The organism is Pseudomonas sp. GT1P32, from assembly GCF_054897805.1.
The window spans coordinates 1685681-1704257 of the sequence record NZ_CM142704.1 but is presented as its reverse complement, the minus strand read 5'-3'; the positions used below and the strand labels follow the sequence as shown (position 1 = coordinate 1704257).

Below are 18577 nucleotides of genomic sequence, written 5' to 3'. Positions count from 1 at the left end.
TCGCCAGGCGAGTCGAACCGGCCGCCGGCCCGGGCAACATCGATTTGCGTCAAGAGGGCGCCGATCTGCTTTTCAGCCAACTTTCAAAACGTGTCGTGCCCACGATCGGATTCGCTCCCGGCGTCAGCGATTGATCGTTGATGGGCGCACCGAAGTAAGGAACCGTGTCATCCGCGACGACCTCTCGCGGGTCTTTGATGTGCCGCAGGTATTGGCTCACGAATTCAACGATTGGCTTGCGATCCGGCCCGGCAACTTCCAGGGTCTGGTTGTCTGGCGCTTTCAAGGCGATATCCGTCAGGGCCGTGGCGACATCGAGCGAGGCAATCGGTTGCAGCGCAGCGGGGGTCAGGTGGATGGTGTTGCCGTCTTCGCGCCCCGAGTAGGCAATGGCACCGATGAACTCGAAGAACTGCGTGGCGCGCAGGATCGTGTAAGGAATGCCCGAGTGTTTGATGAGTTTTTCCTGAGCCATTTTCGCCCGGAAGTAACCGCTTTCGAGCATGCGCTCGGTGCCGACCACGGACAGCGCAACATGATGTTTGACGCCGTCGGCTTTCTCCGCCGCGAACAGGTTTTTCCCGGCCGTTTCGAAAAAATGCAACGCCGCGTGATCCTCGAATGAGGGCGAGTTCGCCACGTCCACTACCACATCTGCGCCTTTCAAGGCTTCCTTCAGTCCTTCGCCACTGATGACGTTGACGCCGGTACTCGGTGACGCTGCCAGGGCTTCATGTCCCAGTGCCCGCAGGTTTTTGCACAGTTGACTGCCGATCAGCCCAGTCCCTCCGATGACGACGATTTTCATGACCCGTCTCCTGTTGCGGTGAATGGGACACCCATTAAACACCTGCATGACTCAGGCATCCGGTGCGCAATGGGGTTGCGCGACAGGTGGTCGGCCCGCCGGTGCACCCATGGCGGAAACGGCGATTTTTTGCTTTAGTCCACCTGTGGCTGGCCTCTGTGTGCAGCACTTCACTGCACCAGGGCGACCAGCCGGAGAATCCCATGAACCTTCGTTTCCCGCGTTCCGCCGCCGTATTTGTCGCGCTCACGCTCGGCGCGTTGCCGTGCGCCGATGCCATCGAATACAAACAGGTGAATGAGACCGCAAGCACGATCTCTTTCACGTACAAACAGTTCAGCTCTCGGGTCTACGGCACGTTCGGCAAGTTCGAAGGCACGCTCGATTTCGACACGGCGAACCCCTCGGCAGCCCACGCCATGCTCACGATCGAGCTCGACAGCATCGATGCCGGAAGCAGTGACGCCAACGAAGAGCTGAAAAAGCCCGCGTGGTTCGACACGGCCACCTATCCGCAGGCGACGTTTGAATCGACCGCTGTAAAAGCGTTGAGCAACAACCGTTACTTGATCACCGGCAATCTCACCCTCAAGAAAATAACGCGCACGGTGCAAGTGCCGGTCCTGCTGAAGTCCCAGAAAGGCATCGGCATATTCGATGGCCAGCTGACGCTCAAGCGCAGCGACTTCAAAATCGGAGAAGGTGAGTGGGCTGATACGGTGGTTTCCGACGATATCAACATCAGGTTCCGGATGGTTGCGCCGGAGCAATAGCTGTTTAGCGTGCTGCGCAGTGTTCTGATTCACCGCGTCGCCTGAATCGCCAGCAAGCCGGCTCCTACAGGTTCGGTGGTGTGTCAGGTGAATGCAGATCCTTGTAGGAGCCGGCTTGCCGGCGATGGCGGCGTATCTGACACACCGCGTAAACCCTATCGCCAGCAAGCCGGCTCCTACAGGTTCGGTGGTGTGTCAGGTGGACGCAGGTCCTTGTAGGAGCCGGCTTGCTGGCGATTCAGGCGGCGCGATGTGACTGGCCAGGCGCCTTCGCTGGTAAACCGGCTTGCGAAAAATTGACTCCGCAATCGATTGACGCCCGGTCCACAAAAACATGGACCGGGCGTCAAGGCGTGGCCGTTTTAATGCACGGCAACAGGCGCTGTAACGGTCTTCCCGAGCGCTGAGCGAACGGTGATGGTCGGGCTCGGTGTCGGGCCGTTGCCGGTGGTGCTGACGGACAGTCTCCAGCGTGCGCCCGCACCGTTCGGCGTGAGCGTCGCGGTTCCCAGATTGAGCTGGCCGCCCGTGGTCGATGCACTGACGGTGATGCTGTTGCCCGCCGCCCGCGAGGTCGTCCCGGACACGTCCCAGGTGTAGCGATTGTTGCTGCGCACGCTGACGGAAGCGCTGGTGACCAACAACGTTTCATTCACCGCCGCCGCAGCGCTGACCGCCACGGACACCGTCGCCGGTTTGGCCGAGACGGCGCCAAGGTTGTCGCTGGCCTCGTAGGTAAACGTCGCGGTGAACGGCGCCGCAACAATGGTCGGTGGCATATAGAACACTCGAATGCCGTCGGTGCTGACGGAGCCCTGGCCCGAATCCGGCTGGGTCAGGCCGACAACCTTGAGCGGCAGGTTACCGTCCGGGTCGGTGTCGTTGGCCAGCACGCTGATGGTCACTGGCAGGCCGTTACTACTCGTGGCGCTGTCATTGTTGGCCACGGGTTTTTTGTTCTTGCCTTCATTATCATCGCCGTCAACGCCAGTGCGGAAAGTCGGCAGTGCCACGGAGTTGACGAAGGTGACGCCGTCCCAACCCGGAATTGGCGTTGGCATCAACTGGAACTGCCCCGGATGCTCGACATCCCAGCGCAGCAGCATCGACGTGTCCTCGTGCTGAGTGTTGTGACAGTGCTCCATGTAGGTGCCGGCGAACTCGCGGAAGTGGAGCGCCACGTCGACATCCACCGAACTGTCGATGCCTTCGCCGATACGATAGACGTCCTTGCGTGCCCATTTTTCCCATTCCGGCGGTGCCTTGCCGTCGCGACTGAGAATGACGCCTTCTTCGAAATGCACATGTACCGGGTGGTTCCAGCCATTGCCGCCGTTCTTGATTTTCCAGACTTCGAGGGTGCCGTCACCGGAGAACCCGGCGTCCGTGGGGCCGTTGGCCAGTTGCGGTGCGGCACTGATGCGGCGCGGGTCCATATTAAAGCCGGGGCCGCCATCAGTCTTGATCGTCCATGGCGCTTCATCGGTGCCATCGGAACGACCGAAAATGAACTCCCGATGCCGCGCCACTTTGAGCCTGGCCTGGTCGTTCGGGTTGTCGCGGTCGATGGTCAGCGGGATCATTGTCTTGCCGCCAGGCACAAAGGCTGCCGGGTCCATGGCCAGGTCCTGACCGCTGTAGGGCTGAACCAGCAGTTGCAGGAATTTGCCTACACCCGGGTCGCCCCTGTCCCATTTCGGGCCTTTGCTGGTTTGCTTGATGACCGCCTTGTACTTCTCGGACAACACGTCGGCCAGCGACAGCGGGTTTTTCTCAGGCCCTTTGCCGGTTCTGTGTTCCAGCAGGTTGACGAAGTACAGTTTGTCGCCGGCCTTGATCCCGTTTTTCGAGAAGTTGACGATGATGTCGAAGCGTTCGGCGATGCCTTGAACAGGCAGGATTGCATTGTGATTTTGCCGGTCGCCGTCACCATCCAGGTCCATGCTGCCGTCGAACGGCACGGTGTGCTCCAGGATGTTGCCGTCGTTGGCAATCAGGTAGAACGGCACCCGATTATAGGAAACCCCAGAGCCGGCGGGCCCCGGAAATTCACCGCCATTGCCGCTGATTTCCCGTACCAGCGCCAGCTTGAAGTAGCGCGACACCGAGCCGTTGAGAATGCGGAAACGGTAGCTGCGCGCGCGGACTTTCAGGCGCGGCTGGTACTGCCAGTTGACCAGAACCTGATCCCCGAGAAAGCCGTCGGTGTTGAACGGGTTGAACCACAACTGGCCGTTCTCGTCCCAGGCCTTGTCGGCGATCAGCAGGTTCACGTCGTAGTCGCGGTTGCCCCAAGGCATGGCCGAACCGCTGGGAAAACGCAGGTTGACGCCGTCCTCGATCGCTTCGTTGCCGCGATCCAGAGCGCTGTAGTAGTTCATCATTGCCGCATTGCCCTTGTAGACGTTCTGTGCGGTGAAATCGAGCATGTGGTCGTGGAACCAGTGGGTGCTCATGGTCTCGCGCCAGTCGCCACGGATTTTTATGCTGCCGTTTTCGCAGGTCTTGAGGCCCGGACTGACATCGTTGACGAAGAGTTTTTCGCCCGGTGAGCAGGGGAAGGCTGCACGCCGATCCAGCGCCTTGGTGTTGATCGTGTCGTAGCCGGCCAGTTGCAGCGGCCAGCGATAATCGTAGAACTGCCCCGGAAAGAAAAATGCATTGGTAAAGCCATCGCTTTCAGCCGGCGAGTGCCCATTGTGTTCGTGGGTGCTGAGGGTGTGCAGGCCAAAACCGGCGTTGGCTGCGGGGTCGATTGGCAGGGCGTTGTAATGGCGCATCAGCAACGCTTGGCCGTAGCGGACCATGAGCAATTTGGGCGGCACGGTGCCGTCGAACGTCCACAGCGAGTTGTGATTCTGCACCGGCATTCTTGAATGAAAACGCACGTCGATGCCGCTAGTGGTGCCCGCGGTTGCCGGGATGTCCGAGGTTTGGTAGTAGAGCCCGCCGGGGGCGAATTCACCCTTGTTGTAGTGGTGCAATTGTTGGGCGTCACGCAGGCCCAGGTTGGTTCTGGCACCGGCTTGAACCGTCTTGAACTGAACCTGCGGGAAGAACTCGTTCCAGCGTTGATGCGACCAGCCTTTTCCCGGTGGCCGACCCTCCGCCGGCGAGCCCACCGGATGCCGGTTGAGGAAGGCTTCGATCTGCGCCTTCCACGGGTTGCGGTCCAGTACATTGGAAAACTGCGAGGGAAACGGGGACAACCCCGGCTGGCGCAGGAAGGCTTCGAGCGCTGCACTCGATGGGCCGCTGCGAGCGACGTTGTTTGGATCCTGCTGGGGCGCCTGACCGAGGGTTGGCACGGGGAATGTTATCGTCTGCGGCGGGGTAGTCGGGTCGAGTTTTTCCGAACCGAACTCTTCGAACAGCAGCAGTTGCTGAGTGAACGGCTCGGCGCCGAACAAGGGGCTGGGTTTGCCGTTGGTGGGGAAGTTGAACGACGTCTGCGCGGCGGGCGGCAGTACGTTGTCGGCACGCGGCGTGTTTCGGTCGCCGAACACGCCGTTGGGCAAGGCCAGGGCACCTTGATTGGCCGGGGGCAAGTTTTTCAGTGCTTCCAGGGCTGCCGCAGGGTCGGCAGGCGGGTTATGGAAGGCTGACGGATCGGTCGGAGGCGGTGGCCCGAAATCATCGAGCGGAGCGGCATTCACCACAGACAGGCTGAACGTCATCAACAGTAGCGAAGTAATGCCCTGCGCCCGGAAAAAGCCGGGCGACTTGTTCACAGGAACTGAGCTTTTCATGGTGGTTCTCTGGGGGCGTGTCGTGGTGTCGACACTTGCGCCAAAAAACGACGCAAAAGCTGAGCCACTAACGAAATTTTTAGATAAATCATCGTGTTAGGTTCAGTTTGATGCGTGGGCAGTGTTAACGAGAGCTAACAGTTGGGGGATATTCCTCAGTCTTGGGGGAGGGGCATGTTCCCCCATTGCCCTGTCCGGACGGGAGGTGTTGTCGCTGGTCCCATCGCCGGCAAGCCGGCTCCTACAGTTGATCTCCATACCCACTCGGCATGGCTGCCAACTGACACGCCACCCTGGTCTCGTCGGCGCGTTATGATAGGCGCGTCCGCCGCCAGAGTCAGAGCAGAGCCTCAATGCCCCAGATCACCCATTTCAAAACCCCGTGCCCCGAGCACCTCACCAGCCAGATTCTGCAGATGGTGGTCGATAACCTGACCGACATCAGCATGGTCGCCATCCCGCCGAGCAACCTGTTGTACAACGTTTACCAGTACGCGATCGGCTATGAGGTTCACCTCTATCTGGAGGCGCTGAACGGGACGAAAGGGGTGGCGGTGGAGTTGCTGGTCGCGACCGATGTGGACGATCCGGAACAGGTCATCGGCTTCTTGCTGTACCTGCCGATCAAGGACGATCCCGAGGCGTGCGGCGTCGCGTACATGGCGGTGCAGGCCGGCCATCGGCGTCAGGGCGTGGCGCGGCGGATGCTGCGGGAAATGGTCGGCCGCTACCCGCATGCCGAGCTGACCTGCGCGGTGGCCAAGGTGCCGTGGTTTGAATCGATGGGCTTTCAGGTGCTGGGCGCGCGCGGTACGCAGGTGTTGATGAACACCCGCGATCATCGCTCTGACGGGTTGATGGGGCTGCTCGACGTGGCGTCGATCTACAGCTCGCTGGAGGTGCGGCAGATTCATACGTACCTGCTGCAAAAACACGGCAAGCGGGCGATGCTCGATGCGGAAAAACAGCGTGACCGGCATCTGGATCAATTGACGCACAAAGCCAATGAATTTGTCCGCGAGCGGTTGGGCGAGTCGCTGCGCTGACCTCGGCCCACCAGACAACTCAATCAACTGTGGGAGCAAGCCCGCTCCCACATTGGGCCATGGCAAATTTCAGGAAAGCTTCACGTTCATGGTGATCCGCGCCGTGAACACCTTCTTGCCCTCGACGTCGTGAATGTCCACCGGCACGAGCTTGTCGCCTTCCGTGGTCCAGTCCACGGAGCCCCCATCGGCCACCGCCGTCACGTCGGTTTTTGCCTTCGCCAGGTACTCCACTGTCATGCCTTTTGGAATCCAGCGTGCGCCTTCGGGAATCGACACGTCGGTCATCATTCCCGCCGCCAATTCAGCCGCATTGCACATCGCGATCGCGTGCACGGTGCCCAAGTGGTTGGTGATTTCCTTGGCGAACGGCACCTGCACCGTCGCGCAGCCTTTGCGCAACTCTGTGACCAGCGGGTTGATGGTGCTGAAGTAGGGCGCAACCTGACAGGCCATTTTGCTGAATGCTTGCGGGCCGGCGCTGTTGAACATGCTGAGAAACTGACTCATTTTGAAACCTCACTGAGGGGCTGAAAGCAGAATGATGTTCCGTAACAGAATAATGTTCTGTGACGGAACAGTATTCTGTCGGCGGGAAATCTGTCAACCTGTCGCCACGTGTCCGATGGCAGTCATCTGCCTTCTCCATCGATTTTTTGGGACTGTGTTGAGCATGGAAACGTCAGATTTACTCGAGCGCTGCTACCCCGGAAGACGCGCCGAACTCAAGCGCGATATTTTTCGAAAGGCCCTCGCCCTGTTCAACGAGCAGGGGATCGAGGCCACGACCATTGAAATGATCCGCGCCGAATGCGACACCAGCGTGGGCGCGATTTATCACCACTTCGGGAACAAGGAAGGGTTGGTGGCCGCGCTGTTTTTCACCGCCCTGGATGATCAGGCCAGGCTGCGCGACAGCTATTTGAGCGAGGCGAAAACCACGCAAGAGGGCGTGCATGCGTTGGTACACAGTTACGTGGATTGGGTCGACAGCCAACCCGAATGGGCGCGGTTTCAGTACCACGCGCGATTCGCTGTCACGAAGGGGCCTTTCAAGGACGAACTGGCTACCCGTAACAAGATGCGCAACAAGCAATTGCTGGAATGGCTGTCGGATTCGGCCAGAGGCGATGAATTGAAAGGTTTTCCGGGCGAATTGATGCTGTCGCTGATCATTGGTCAGGCAGACAACTATTGCAGGACGTGGTTATCGGGCAGGGTGAAGGGCAGTCCGAAGGTGTACAGGGACGAGCTTGCACAAGCGGCGTGGCGATCGATTTCCGGCGGTTGACCAGCAAAAAGCCTGGTCTGATGCGGCAATGGCGTTCACTTGGGCTCAGGGGGATGCGCTAACGGGAGGCTTTGAATGGGGGCATATCCGTTGCTGCGGTAACGGCGGCTATTGGTTTCGCTTTTACAGCGAGTCACTTGGAAGAGCCCCAAGTAACCAAGGGCTCTTGCCCCTTTCGTTCGGTGCCTCGCCTAGGCTCGGCATGCCCTCGCTCCGGTCCTGCTCCGTGGGCCCGCCGCGATCGGCCATCCCTGGCCGTGCGCGGCTAACCCGGCATCCATGCCGGGTTGCCTACTGCGCAGAACCTGCGCTCGGCCTCTCGAGGGGGCGTGTACCGCCAGATCAAAAGCTGAAGGCGAGCTAACGCTCGGCCTGATGAGTGGTGAAAAGCAAAAGCGCACTCGATTCCCTGTAGGAGCGAGGCTTGCCCGCGAAAAACGACCGGACAACGCGTTCATTCAGACAGCCCGCGTTATCGTTGACCTCCATCGCCGGCAAGCCAGCTCCTACAATTTTGAATCGTGTGAACCCAATCCCCGTGTAGGAGCCGGCTTGCTGGCGATAGCGGTGGGTCAGTCAACGTATGTATTGGCTGAACAGGCGCCATCGCCAGCAAGCCGGCTCCTACAGGGGGAATGTGCAAACATCCAAAATTAGCGGGGCCACCACAGTGTAGGAGCGCACGCACGACTGAACAGCCAGGTCGGCTTTCAGGCCGCCTCGGCGGCTGTGGCGGTAGTCGCCCCCTCGAGAGGCCGAGTGGAGGTTCTGCGCAGTGGGCAACCCGGCATGGATGCCGGGTTAGCCGCCCCCGGCCATGGATGGCCGATGGCGGCGGGCCCACGGAGCAGGACCGGAGCGAGGGCATGGCGAGCCTTAGCGAGGCACCGAACGAAAGGGGCAAGAGCCCTTGGTTACTTGGGGCTTTTCCAAGTGACTCGCTGTAAAAGCGAAACCGCCAGCAGCCGTTACCGCAGCAACGGATATGCCCCCCCATCCAATCCCCCAAACTTCTTAACTAAACAGCATTACGATCAGATGCCGGGCTTTTTCTGATCTTTCACCCGTGCAAAAAAAAAGAGCCTCAAGGCTCTTTGATGGGGAAAAAGTAGAGCCTTTGAGGCTCAAGATGCACGTGAAACAGGCGGTGAGCTTGGTAGGGGTTCAGATCACTCACCACCTACGCAACCGCTCGAGTTGAGCAAACAAACGGCTGCGTAGAATCATCGTAGGAAGATGGCGTTTGGCACTCAAGTACCGCTAGTCGCGTCCCGGCCAGCCGGCACGATGCAAGGCGTTGAGCAGTGTTTCGGCGTCCAGCCCCGGCACCGCATGGCCATTGCCCTCGGCGGTGTCGCAGGCCAGCAGGGCGTTGATGATTGCCTCTTCCACGGCTTCGGTAGCGGCAAGGAACAACTCGCTGATGTGGTCGTTGTTGACCATGCTCAGGTTCTCGGTTGTCGGCGCCTTCTTGCTCTCATAAGCAGCGGGCGGCACATCGTTGCCGGTCGCAAAGGCAATGAAGATATCGCCGCTGTGGTCTTCGTTGCCGCCACCGGTCCGCGCCAGACCGAGGCTGGCGCGCTGGGCGAGGCGGGTGCATTGATGTGGCAGCAACGGTGCATCGGTGGCCAGGCACACCACAATCGAACCCATGCCCGGATGCGGCAGCGATGCCTTGAGGAATGGTGAGTCAGCCTTTTCCATATAGCGCCCGACCGGGTAACCGTCGACGCGTAATTCGTTGCGGATGCCGTGGTTGGCCTGGACGATGGCACCCACCGTCCAGCCACCCTGAGCGGCATTCAAACGCCGCGAAGCGGTGCCGATGCCGCCCTTGAACTCGTGACAGATCATGCCGCTGCCGCCACCCACCGCACCTTCTTTCACCGGCCCGCTTGCCGCCGTGCGCAGGGCTTGGGCCACGTGCTCGGGTTTGACGTGGAAACCGTTGATGTCGTTGAGCAAGCCGTCGAAGGTTTCCAGCACCACCGGCATGTTCCAGTAAAGTCGCCCGTCATCCGGTTGCTGTTCGCGGTCCAGCACAATCAACGCATCGCGCACCACGCCCAGGCTGTGGGTGTTGGTGAAGGCGATCGGGCTGGTGAGCAGACCCGCTTCGCGGATCCATTCCAGACCTGTGGCGTCGCCGTTGCCGTTGAGCACATGGACGCCGGCAAAACACGGTTGCTGGCTGGTGGAACCGGCACGCGGCTCGATCACGGTGACGCCGGTCAGGATGTCGCGACCGTTGGCGGTGCGACCTCGCACATTGCTGTGGCCGACCCGCACGCCGGGTACATCGGTGATAGCGTTGAGTGGGCCGGGTTGCAGTTGGCCGAACTGGAGGTTCAGGTCGCGGGCACGTGGTTTCATTGTTTCTCTCATCTTCAATTCGTGGCAGAAAAATAACTGGAGGCATTCGAACCTGTAGGAGCCAGCTTGCTGGCGAAGCACTCTTGAGGACGCCATCGCCAGCAAGCTGGCTCCTACAAAAGCGGGTTCACTGACCGTTTTTGACCTTGCTCCAGATCCGCGTACGCACGCGCTCGGTAGCCGGCGGCAGTGGCTGGAGGGTGAATAACGTGGCCAAGGCTTGCGCGGACGGGTACACCGCCGGGTTATTGCGAGTCGCTTCGGCCACCAGCACCGTGGCGCTGCGGTTACCGTTGGGGTAGTTGAGGTGATCACTGACCGGGGCAATCACTTCAGGGCGCATCAGGTAGTCGATGAAGGCCAGACCCTGCTGCGGGTGCGGCGCGTCCTTGAGCAACACGAGGGTGTCGAACCACACCGGCGCGCCTTCCTTCGGCAGGCTGTAGGCGATCTTCACGCCGTTGTTGGCCTGCTCGGCGTTGGTCTTGGCTTCCAGCATCGCGCCGGACCAACCCACCGCGACGCAGATGTTGCCGTTGGCCAGGTCGCTGATGAATTTCGATGAGTTGAAATAGGCGATGTGCGGACGCAGTTTGAGCAGCAGCGCTTCGGCCTTCTTGTAGTCCTCGGGATTGGTGCTGTTGGGCGGCAGGCCGAGGTAGTGCAGGGCCACCGGCAGCATCTCCGACGGCGAGTCGAGCATGGCCACGCCGCACTGACCGAGTTTGGCCAGGTTGGCTTCGTTGAACACCAGCTCCCAGGAATCCACCGGTGCCTTGTCGCCCAGCGCGGCGCGGACTTTATCGACGTTGTAGCCGATGCCGTTGGTGCCCCACAGGTACGGCACGGCGTACTGATTGCCCGGATCGTTGTTGGCCAGTTTCGCCAGCAGGTCGGTGTCCATGTTCTTGAAATCAGGCATCTGCGCGTGGGGCAACGGCGCCAGGGCGCCGGCCTTGATCAGCGTCGGCAGGCTGAAGTTGCTGGCCACCACCACGTCGTAGCCGCTGCGGCTGGTGAGCAGTTTTCCTTCCAGCACTTCGGCGCTGTCGAAGGTGTCGTAAACCGGCTCGATCCCAGTGTCGCGCTTAAAGTCGTGCAGGGTGTTGGGGCCGATATAGTCGTACCAGTTGTAAACGTGAACCGTCGGGCCTTCGGCAGCCAACGCCGACAGCGAAACGCACAAACAGGCGCTCAGCCCGAGATTGATCTGTTGATGGCGACGACTCATGATGCGGCACTCCTGGCCTGCTGCAGGCCGGTGATGAACAGGTGCTTGCAGCGTATCGGCAGGCCGGGGACTCACCCATTCCCATCATGGGTTACTCGAAAGGGGTAGAGCGTGGACGCGTTGCTGAAAGAGTTGCCAGTGCACCTGGGCCTGGCACGTGTGTTTGGCGCGTTGGGCCAGGACGGTTTCTGGCGCGCACTGGTCGACATGCTGCGGTTGCTGGTGCCGCTGGACAACGCACTGGTTGCGGTGATGAGGCCGGGGCGAGTGCCGCGCCTGCTGATCGATTTCGACGCCAAGGGCAGCGCCGACGAGCATGAGGAATTGGCCGGTTACAGCGCGGGCATGTACCTGCTTGATCCGTTTTATCAGGCCGCGTGTGCAGGCATTGCCGATGGCTTGCACAGCCTCGAATCGCTGGCGCCAGACCAGTTTCAGCAGAGCGAGTACTACCTGAGTTACTTCCGCTCGGTGGTGGGCGATGATGAGTTGCAGTTCATGATCAACATCGACGATGCCGTGCTCGGTTTGTCACTCGGTCGTTCGACGCGTTTCACCCTGGAAGAGCAAGGCCGTCTGCTCTGTGTGCGTGACTGGGTGTTGGCGGCGATGCGCCGTCACCTGCAATTGATGCCGCCAGAAGGCCCGGTTGCCGAAGCTGTGGCCGGGGATCTGGCGACGTTGCTGGATCGTTTCGATGCGCGTTTGACGGTGCGCGAAATCGAAACGGCGCGCCTGATTCTTCAAGGCTTTTCAAGCAAGGCGATTGCCCAGCAATTGGGGATCTCGCCGGAAACGGTGAAAGTGCATCGACGCAACGTCTATCACAAGCTCAACGTGAACGGGCATGGGGAGTTGTTTGCGTTGGTGTTGCAGCCGCGATAGATGCGTTGGATGTTCAATCGCCTTCGCGAGCAGGTCGAATCGTCGCACCGTCACTCCCACATTGGAACGCGGTCAACTGTGGGAGCGAGCCTGCTCGCGATGGGGGCGACTCGGTATTACTGCCGGAACACCAACGCCTTCAACCCGCACTCGACATCCGCATCCGGAAACTCCGGCGGATTCTCCAGCCGGTGCTCGAACCGCAGGCTCGGTGCCTCGCGCATGACGCCATCAATCAGGAAATCCGCGCCAAACGCCGGGTCGTTCATGCAAGCCAGCACCGTGCCCTGTGGCGTGAGCAATTCCGGTAACCGACGCAGCACGCGCTGGTAATCCTTGGTCAGCAGAAAACTGCCTTTCTGGAAGGACGGCGGATCGATGATCACCAGGTCATAAGGGCCTTTACCGATCACTTTGCCCCAGGACTTGAACAGGTCGTGGCCGAGGAAACTCACCTTGCTCATGTCGTGGCCGTTGAGCCGGTGATTGTCGCGGCCACGGTTCAGGGCCGGGCTGGACATGTCCAGGTTGACCACGTGCTCGGCACCGCCCTCGATGGCCGCCACGGAAAAACCGCAGGTGTAGGCAAACAGGTTCAACACGCGCTTGCCCTCGGCATTGGCGCGCACCCAATCGCGGCCGTAACGCATGTCGAGGAACAGCCCGGTGTTCTGCTTGCGCCCTAGGTCCACGCGATAACGCAGGCCGCCTTCGGTGATGGTCATGTCATCGATGACTTCCCCGACCAGCCATTCAGTGGTGCTTTGCAGCAGATAGCGATGTTGCAGCGCCAGGGTATGCGCACCGGATTGCGTCCACTCGGGTGACTGGGTGATTTCCATAAGCCGTAGTTTCAGCTCATCGAGTTGCACCGCTTCGGGCTCTTTGAACAGCGACACCAGCACCACGCCTTGCAGCCAGTCGACGGTCAATTGCTCCAGCCCCGGCCAGCACCGTCCGCGACCGTGGAACAGTCGGCGGGTTTCTGCGGGTGCCGCGGCCAGGGCGGTCAGCAGATGGTCGTGGAGGATGGTGAGCGCGTCTGAATTCATCGGGCGGTGTCGGTCATTTGAGGGGGCGGCATTTTAACCACAAATGCACAAAAACTGTGGGAGCGGCGGTGCGGCGATCCGACTTGCTCGCGAAAGCGGTGTACCAGGAAACAATGATGTCGACTGACACTCCGCTTTCGCGAGCAGGCTCGCTCCCACAGGTTTTCGGGTTAGTTATCACGATTAATTTAACTTTACGTGAGGATTTGGCGATCTGTCGGCTCCCATACTCGGCTCCAACGAATAACAACAACCGCCGGGAGCCGATCATGTCGCCGATACCTGCTTCATCCCATCCGCGCTGGCTGCGCCTGACCCATTGGCTGAACGCCCTGGCGGTGCTGGTCATGGTCACCAGCGGTTGGCGCATCTACAACGCATCGCCGCTTTACGACTTCAGTTTTCCCAAGGGCATCACGCTGGGCGGCTGGCTCGGCGGGGCGTTGCAATGGCATTTCGCGGCGATGTGGTTCCTCGCCATCAACGGCCTTGTCTACCTGATCATCAACCTCGCCAGCGGTCGTCTCTCTCGACGTTTTTTCCCGGTGTCACCCAAAGGTGTTCTGCAGGACCTGTGGGCTGCATTGCGCGGGCGGCTGGGGCATGCCGACCTGAGTCATTACAACCAGGTGCAACGGCTGGCTTACCTGTTCGTGATGCTCGATATCACGCTGTTGGTGGTCTCCGGACTGGTGTTGTGGAAGTCCGTCCAGTTTCCGCTGTTGCGTGAATTACTCGGCGGTTACGACGCGGCGCGGCATGTGCATTTCATCGCGATGGCGCTGTTGGTGGCGTTTGTCGCGGTGCATCTGGTGATGGTCGCGCTCGTTCCAAAAACGCTGCTGGCCATGATTATCGGTCGCAAGGAGCCCGTATGAAAAAGCCCATCGAAGGCCTGGATGAGTCATCCATCCTCAAAGACGCCCGGAAAATCATTGCGCCGCAGATCGAAGACCGCTCGCGCCGCTCGTTCCTGATGCGTGGGCTGACCCTCGGCGGCGTGGCCATGTTGTCGGGCTGCAACCTGACCGACAACGAAAGCGTCGAGACCGCGTTGTCATCCATGTCGCGGTTCAACGATCGGGTGCAGGGCTGGCTGTTCAATCCCAATGCACTGGCACCGACCTATCCGGCATCGATGATCACCCGGCCGTTTCCCTTCAACGCTTTCTATGGCATCGACGAGGCGCCGACCGTCGAGGAAGAAAGCTATCGACTGGAAGTCACCGGCCTGGTCGCCGACAAGCGCAGCTGGCGCCTCGAAGAGTTGCGCGCGATGGCGCAGAACGAGCAGATCACCCGGCATATCTGCGTCGAAGGCTGGAGCGCGATCGGGCGCTGGGGCGGCGTGCGGTTCAGCGATTTCCTCAAACGGGTCGGAGCCGACACCGATGCCAAATATGTCGGTTTCAAATGCGCCGACGATTACTACACCAGCATCGACATGGCCACCGCGCTGCACTCGCAGACCTTGCTGGCGCTGACCTATGACGGCGCGGTGCTGCCGCGCGAATACGGCTTCCCGATGAAGCTGCGCATGCCCACCAAGCTCGGCTACAAGAACCCCAAACACATTCAGGCGATTTTCGTCAGCAACACCTACAGCGGCGGCTACTGGGAAGACCAGGGCTACAACTGGTTCGGTGGCAGCTGACGGCGCTCGCCAACTTCACCGCGCGGCTCACGCTGCGTTCAATCGCAACCTGTGCTTCAAGGAGTTTCATCATGAAAAAGTTGACCACCGTCGTATTGTCCATGTGCCTCGCCGTAGGCGCCGCTAGCGTGTTTGCCGCCGAGACGACAACCAGTGATGGCATGAGCAAGGACAGCATGAGCAAAGATTCGATGTCCAAGGACGCCATGAAAAAAGACTCGATGATGAAAAAGGATTCGATGTCCAACGACACGATGAAGAAAGACACCATGTCCAAGGACCCCATGAGCAAGGACGGGATGAAAAAAGACGCGATGTCCAAGGACGCCATGAAAAAAGACGCCATGTCGCAATAATCCATTACAACGCGATCCCTGTAGGAGCAGAGCTTGCTCGCGAAAGCGGTGTATCAGGCAACGATGATGTCGGCTGACACTCCGTCTTCGCGAGCAAGCTCTGCTCCTACAGTGTTATGCATTTCAGGGTATGACTTTTAGTCATGGCCCCATGACTTTTAATGGTTACAGCCCTACCAACCCCCAGTGTTAAAAAATCGCAAACACAGCTCATCAACAACAAAAAAGAGCGTTTGCACCCATGACTGATTCCCTCCGCCACGTCCTGCGCTCTTCAACCCCCGACCAACCCCACGCGACTTCCTCAGTCTGCGTGCACTTCTGATCATCCAGAAAATCACTGAAGAGTAACGACCCATGAAAGAACTCGACCTGTACATCGGTGAAGGTTTCGAAGGCCCAGGCGTGAACGCCGCGCACATCAACATTTTGATCGGCCCGCGCAACGGCCCGGCAGGGCAGGCGTTTGCCAACAGCCTGGCATCGCCAAGCCAGGGCCATTGCCCGTTCATGGTGATCGCTCAGCCGAACATCCCGGTCAAGCCGATGACCCTTTACGTGAACAAAGCCGCGATCAGCAGTGACCTGCACGGCAACGCCACCTGGGGCGCGTCGCAGGCCGGCATCGCCAAAGCGGTGCTTGAAGCGCTGCTCGACGGCACCTTGCCGCCGGAAGCCGAAGACGAGTGGGCCATCGTCACCGCGAACTGGGTCAACCCGGCGTGCGACGACCTCGATGCGGTCTACCTGAACAACTACAACGCCTGCCGCACGGCGATCCGTGCCGCGCTGACCGGCAAACCGGAAACCGCGCAACTGGCGGATGTGGTCAATCACATCAGCAACCCTTTCTACACGCCAAAAGCCTGAGGTCCGAGCCATGCAATACATTCGTTTGGGCAACTCCGGCCTTGAAGTCTCCCGCCTGTGCCTGGGTACCATGAACATGGGCACCCCGGATTGGAAACCGTGGATCTTCGACGAGAAGAAAAGCGAACCGATCGTCGCGCACGCGCTGGACAACGGCGTGAACTTCATCGACCTCGCGGACTTCTATTCCGCCGGTGTCGGCGAGGAAGTGGTGGGGCGCATCGTCAAGCGCCTGGCCCGTCGCGAAGACCTGGTGATCACCACCAAAGTCGGCTATGGCACCCGCTCCGGGATCAACGCCAGCGGCCATTCGCGCAAGCACATCATGGACAGCATCGATGCGTCGCTTAAGCGTCTGAACATGGATTATGTCGACGTGTTCATGCTGCATTACTTCGACGTGAACACCCCGGTCGAAGAAACCATGAGCGCGATGAATGACATCGTGCGTTCCGGCAAGGCGCGTTACATTGGCGTGTCGACCATGCTCACCGGGCAGCTGGCGAAAATCCTCATGGCCTGCGAGCGCAACGGTTGGGTCAAACCGATCAACATGCAGCTGCAACTGAACTGCGCCTACCGCGAAGAAGAACGCGAGATGATTCCGTTCTGCCGCGACCAGGGTTTGGGCGTCTCGGTATTCAGCCCGCTGGCCCGTGGCTTGCTGACTGGTGATGCGCAGTCGACCCGCAACCAGACCGACTTCTTCACTCAGCAGATGTACAGCGACGAAGCCTCGTTCGAAATCGCCCATTCGGTACAACGCGTGGCCCGTGCCCGTGGTGTGTCCAACGCACAGATCGCTCAGGCCTGGGTCGCCAACCATCCCGGTGTGGATTGCATGCTCGTCGGCGCTGACACCACCGAGCAGTTCGACAGCGCCCTGGCCGCGCTGGAAACCAAACTCGATGCCGAAGAGCTGCACGAGCTGGAACGCAATTACACCCCGTGCGACGTGATCAACGATTACACCGCCGGCAAACGAATCTTGCGTTCGGCCCGTCCGGGTCTTGAGCGCTTCAACCTGACCGAGGCTGTGGCATGAGCGCGTTGATCCGTCACGGCAATTTCATCGACGGCCAATGGTCCAGCGGTGGTGCCACTTACCCGGTGCTGAACCCAGCCAATGGCGAGTTGATCACCGACGTACAAAAGGCCGGCGCTGAAGAAACCAACCGCGCCATCGACGCCGCCAACCGTGCGTTGCCGGCCTGGCGCAAGTTGACCGCTAAGGAACGCAGCCAGAAGCTCAAGCGCTGGAGCGAGCTGATGCTGAGCAACCAGAAGGATTTGGCCACCTTGCTCAGCCGCGAGCAGGGCAAACCGCTTGCCGAAGCCATGGGTGAAGTGGTCTACGCCGCAAGCTTTCTGGAGTGGTTTGCCGAAGAAGCCAAGCGCGCTTACGGCGACGTGATCCCGAGCCACAAGGCTGACGCGCGGATCATCGTGGTCAAGGAAGCCATCGGCGTGGTCGCTGCGATCACCCCGTGGAACTTCCCGCTCGCGATGGTCACCCGCAAGGTCGGCCCGGCGCTGGCGGCCGGTTGCACGATGATTCTCAAACCCTCGGAAGAGACGCCGTTGTCGGCATTCGCTCTGGCGGTACTGGCCGAGCAGGCAGGCATTCCGGCCGGTGTGTTCAACGTTGTTTCCGGCGATGCCGTGGCGATTGGCGGGGCGCTGCAAGCCTCGGGCATCGTGCGCAAACTGTCGTTCACCGGCTCCACCCGCACCGGCAAATTGCTGATGCGTCAGGCCGCCGACACCCTGAAAAAAGTCTCGCTGGAACTGGGCGGCAATGCGCCGTTCATTGTCTTCGACGACGCCGATCTGGACGCCGCCGTCAAAGGTGCGATGGCCTCGAAATTCCGCAACACCGGGCAAACCTGTGTCTGCGTGAACCGCTTCTTCATTCAGGACGGCGTCTACGAAGCCTTCACCGGCAAACTCGCTGAAGCCGTGGCGGCGATGCGCGTCGGCAGTGCGCTGGACGGCGAAACGGAGCAAGGTCCGCTGATCAACGCGGCGGCGCTGGCCAAGGTTGAACTGCACGTCGGCGACGCGCTGGAGAAGGGCGCCAAACTGTTGTGCGGCGGCCGTCGCCACGCACTCGGCGGGACTTTTTACGAGCCGACCATCCTCGCCGAAGCCAACAGCGAAATGCTGATTGCCCAGGACGAAACCTTCGGCCCGGTGGCCGCTTGTTTCCGCTTCAAGGACGAAGCCGAAGTGCTGCAAAAGGCCAACGACACGCCGTACGGTTTGTCGGCGTATTTCTACAGCCGCGACATTGGCCGCGTGTGGCGCATGGCCGAAGGCCTCGAAGCTGGCATGGTCGGGATCAACGAAGGGATCATTTCCACGGAAGTGGCGCCGTTCGGCGGCATCAAGGAATCGGGCCTCGGTCGCGAGGGGTCGAAGTACGGTCTGGATGACTACCTGGAACTCAAATACCTGCTGATGGGCGGTCTGTAACAGCACGACCC

The 18577-nt window shown here is 60.3% G+C and carries 16 protein-coding genes; 10 read left to right on the top strand and 6 right to left on the bottom strand.

What is annotated here, in order from left to right:
* Nucleotides 1-49: 49 nt before the first annotated feature.
* On the bottom strand, nucleotides 50-808 hold the full coding sequence (locus tag ACYZUC_RS07680) for an SDR family oxidoreductase (RefSeq protein WP_461994783.1): 759 nt from the start codon (nucleotides 806-808) through the stop codon (nucleotides 50-52).
* Between the two features lie 203 nt (nucleotides 809-1011).
* Here ACYZUC_RS07680 and ACYZUC_RS07675 point away from each other — a divergent pair, with 203 nt between their 5' ends.
* The gene (locus ACYZUC_RS07675) at nucleotides 1012-1581 is read left to right on the top strand and encodes a YceI family protein (protein WP_461994781.1); all 570 of its coding nucleotides are present in this window, start codon (nucleotides 1012-1014) and stop codon (nucleotides 1579-1581) included.
* A gap of 362 nt (nucleotides 1582-1943) precedes the next feature.
* Here the strand turns inward: ACYZUC_RS07675 and ACYZUC_RS07670 are convergent, their stop codons facing one another.
* On the bottom strand, nucleotides 1944-5330 hold the full coding sequence (locus tag ACYZUC_RS07670) for an Ig-like domain-containing protein (protein ID WP_461994780.1): 3387 nt from the start codon (nucleotides 5328-5330) through the stop codon (nucleotides 1944-1946).
* 353 nt (nucleotides 5331-5683) lie between these two features.
* On the opposite strand from ACYZUC_RS07670, the gene ACYZUC_RS07665 reads away from it, so the two are divergent.
* Nucleotides 5684-6376: a GNAT family N-acetyltransferase gene (locus tag ACYZUC_RS07665; RefSeq protein ID WP_461994778.1), complete on the top strand. Its 693-nt coding sequence runs from the start codon at nucleotides 5684-5686 to the stop codon at nucleotides 6374-6376.
* A 69-nt stretch (nucleotides 6377-6445) separates the two neighbouring features.
* Here ACYZUC_RS07665 and ACYZUC_RS07660 read toward each other — a convergent pair whose 3' ends face one another.
* Nucleotides 6446-6886 (bottom strand): hotdog fold domain-containing protein, encoded by a 441-nt coding sequence (locus ACYZUC_RS07660; protein WP_461994777.1) that lies wholly within the window; start codon nucleotides 6884-6886, stop codon nucleotides 6446-6448.
* Between the two features lie 163 nt (nucleotides 6887-7049).
* On the opposite strand from ACYZUC_RS07660, the gene ACYZUC_RS07655 reads away from it, so the two are divergent.
* Complete coding sequence (locus ACYZUC_RS07655) at nucleotides 7050-7667, top strand: TetR/AcrR family transcriptional regulator (RefSeq protein ID WP_461996679.1); 618 nt, start codon at nucleotides 7050-7052, stop codon at nucleotides 7665-7667.
* Nucleotides 7668-8927: 1260 nt separating this feature from the next.
* Here the strand turns inward: ACYZUC_RS07655 and ACYZUC_RS07650 are convergent.
* Both ACYZUC_RS07650 and ACYZUC_RS07645 read right to left on the bottom strand, forming a co-directional pair.
* A complete protein-coding gene (locus tag ACYZUC_RS07650; RefSeq protein WP_461994775.1) occupies nucleotides 8928-10043 on the bottom strand; it encodes a DmpA family aminopeptidase in 1116 nt (371 codons plus the stop codon).
* Between the two features lie 127 nt (nucleotides 10044-10170).
* Complete coding sequence (locus tag ACYZUC_RS07645) at nucleotides 10171-11274, bottom strand: polyamine ABC transporter substrate-binding protein (RefSeq protein ID WP_461994773.1); 1104 nt, start codon at nucleotides 11272-11274, stop codon at nucleotides 10171-10173.
* A 111-nt stretch (nucleotides 11275-11385) separates the two neighbouring features.
* Here ACYZUC_RS07645 and ACYZUC_RS07640 point away from each other — a divergent pair, with 111 nt between their 5' ends.
* On the top strand, nucleotides 11386-12159 hold the full coding sequence (locus tag ACYZUC_RS07640; RefSeq protein ID WP_461994771.1) for a helix-turn-helix transcriptional regulator: 774 nt from the start codon (nucleotides 11386-11388) through the stop codon (nucleotides 12157-12159).
* A gap of 116 nt (nucleotides 12160-12275) precedes the next feature.
* Here ACYZUC_RS07640 and ACYZUC_RS07635 read toward each other — a convergent pair whose 3' ends face one another.
* Nucleotides 12276-13211: a class I SAM-dependent methyltransferase gene (locus ACYZUC_RS07635; RefSeq protein WP_461994769.1), complete on the bottom strand. Its 936-nt coding sequence runs from the start codon at nucleotides 13209-13211 to the stop codon at nucleotides 12276-12278.
* A gap of 269 nt (nucleotides 13212-13480) precedes the next feature.
* On the opposite strand from ACYZUC_RS07635, the gene ACYZUC_RS07630 reads away from it, so the two are divergent.
* The 6 genes from ACYZUC_RS07630 to ACYZUC_RS07605 all read left to right on the top strand — a co-directional run bounded on the left by ACYZUC_RS07630 (nucleotide 13481) and on the right by ACYZUC_RS07605 (nucleotide 18566).
* Nucleotides 13481-14089, top strand: coding sequence for a cytochrome b/b6 domain-containing protein (locus ACYZUC_RS07630; protein WP_461994767.1), 609 nt, complete (start codon nucleotides 13481-13483; stop codon nucleotides 14087-14089).
* Nucleotides 14086-14865: a molybdopterin-dependent oxidoreductase gene (locus tag ACYZUC_RS07625; RefSeq protein WP_223413950.1), complete on the top strand. Its 780-nt coding sequence runs from the start codon at nucleotides 14086-14088 to the stop codon at nucleotides 14863-14865. Before ACYZUC_RS07630 ends, ACYZUC_RS07625 begins: the two co-directional genes overlap by 4 nt.
* A gap of 71 nt (nucleotides 14866-14936) precedes the next feature.
* Nucleotides 14937-15221, top strand: a complete 285-nt coding sequence (locus ACYZUC_RS07620; protein WP_461994765.1) for a pentapeptide MXKDX repeat protein — start codon at nucleotides 14937-14939, stop codon at nucleotides 15219-15221.
* A 357-nt stretch (nucleotides 15222-15578) separates the two neighbouring features.
* Complete coding sequence (fae, locus tag ACYZUC_RS07615) at nucleotides 15579-16091, top strand: formaldehyde-activating enzyme (protein ID WP_008043405.1); 513 nt, start codon at nucleotides 15579-15581, stop codon at nucleotides 16089-16091.
* A 10-nt stretch (nucleotides 16092-16101) separates the two neighbouring features.
* A complete protein-coding gene (locus ACYZUC_RS07610) occupies nucleotides 16102-17136 on the top strand; it encodes an aldo/keto reductase (RefSeq protein ID WP_392887898.1) in 1035 nt (344 codons plus the stop codon).
* Nucleotides 17133-18566, top strand: coding sequence for an NAD-dependent succinate-semialdehyde dehydrogenase (locus ACYZUC_RS07605; RefSeq protein WP_461994763.1), 1434 nt, complete (start codon nucleotides 17133-17135; stop codon nucleotides 18564-18566). The genes ACYZUC_RS07610 and ACYZUC_RS07605 overlap by 4 nt, the downstream gene beginning before the upstream one ends.
* Nucleotides 18567-18577: the final 11 nt, after the last annotated feature.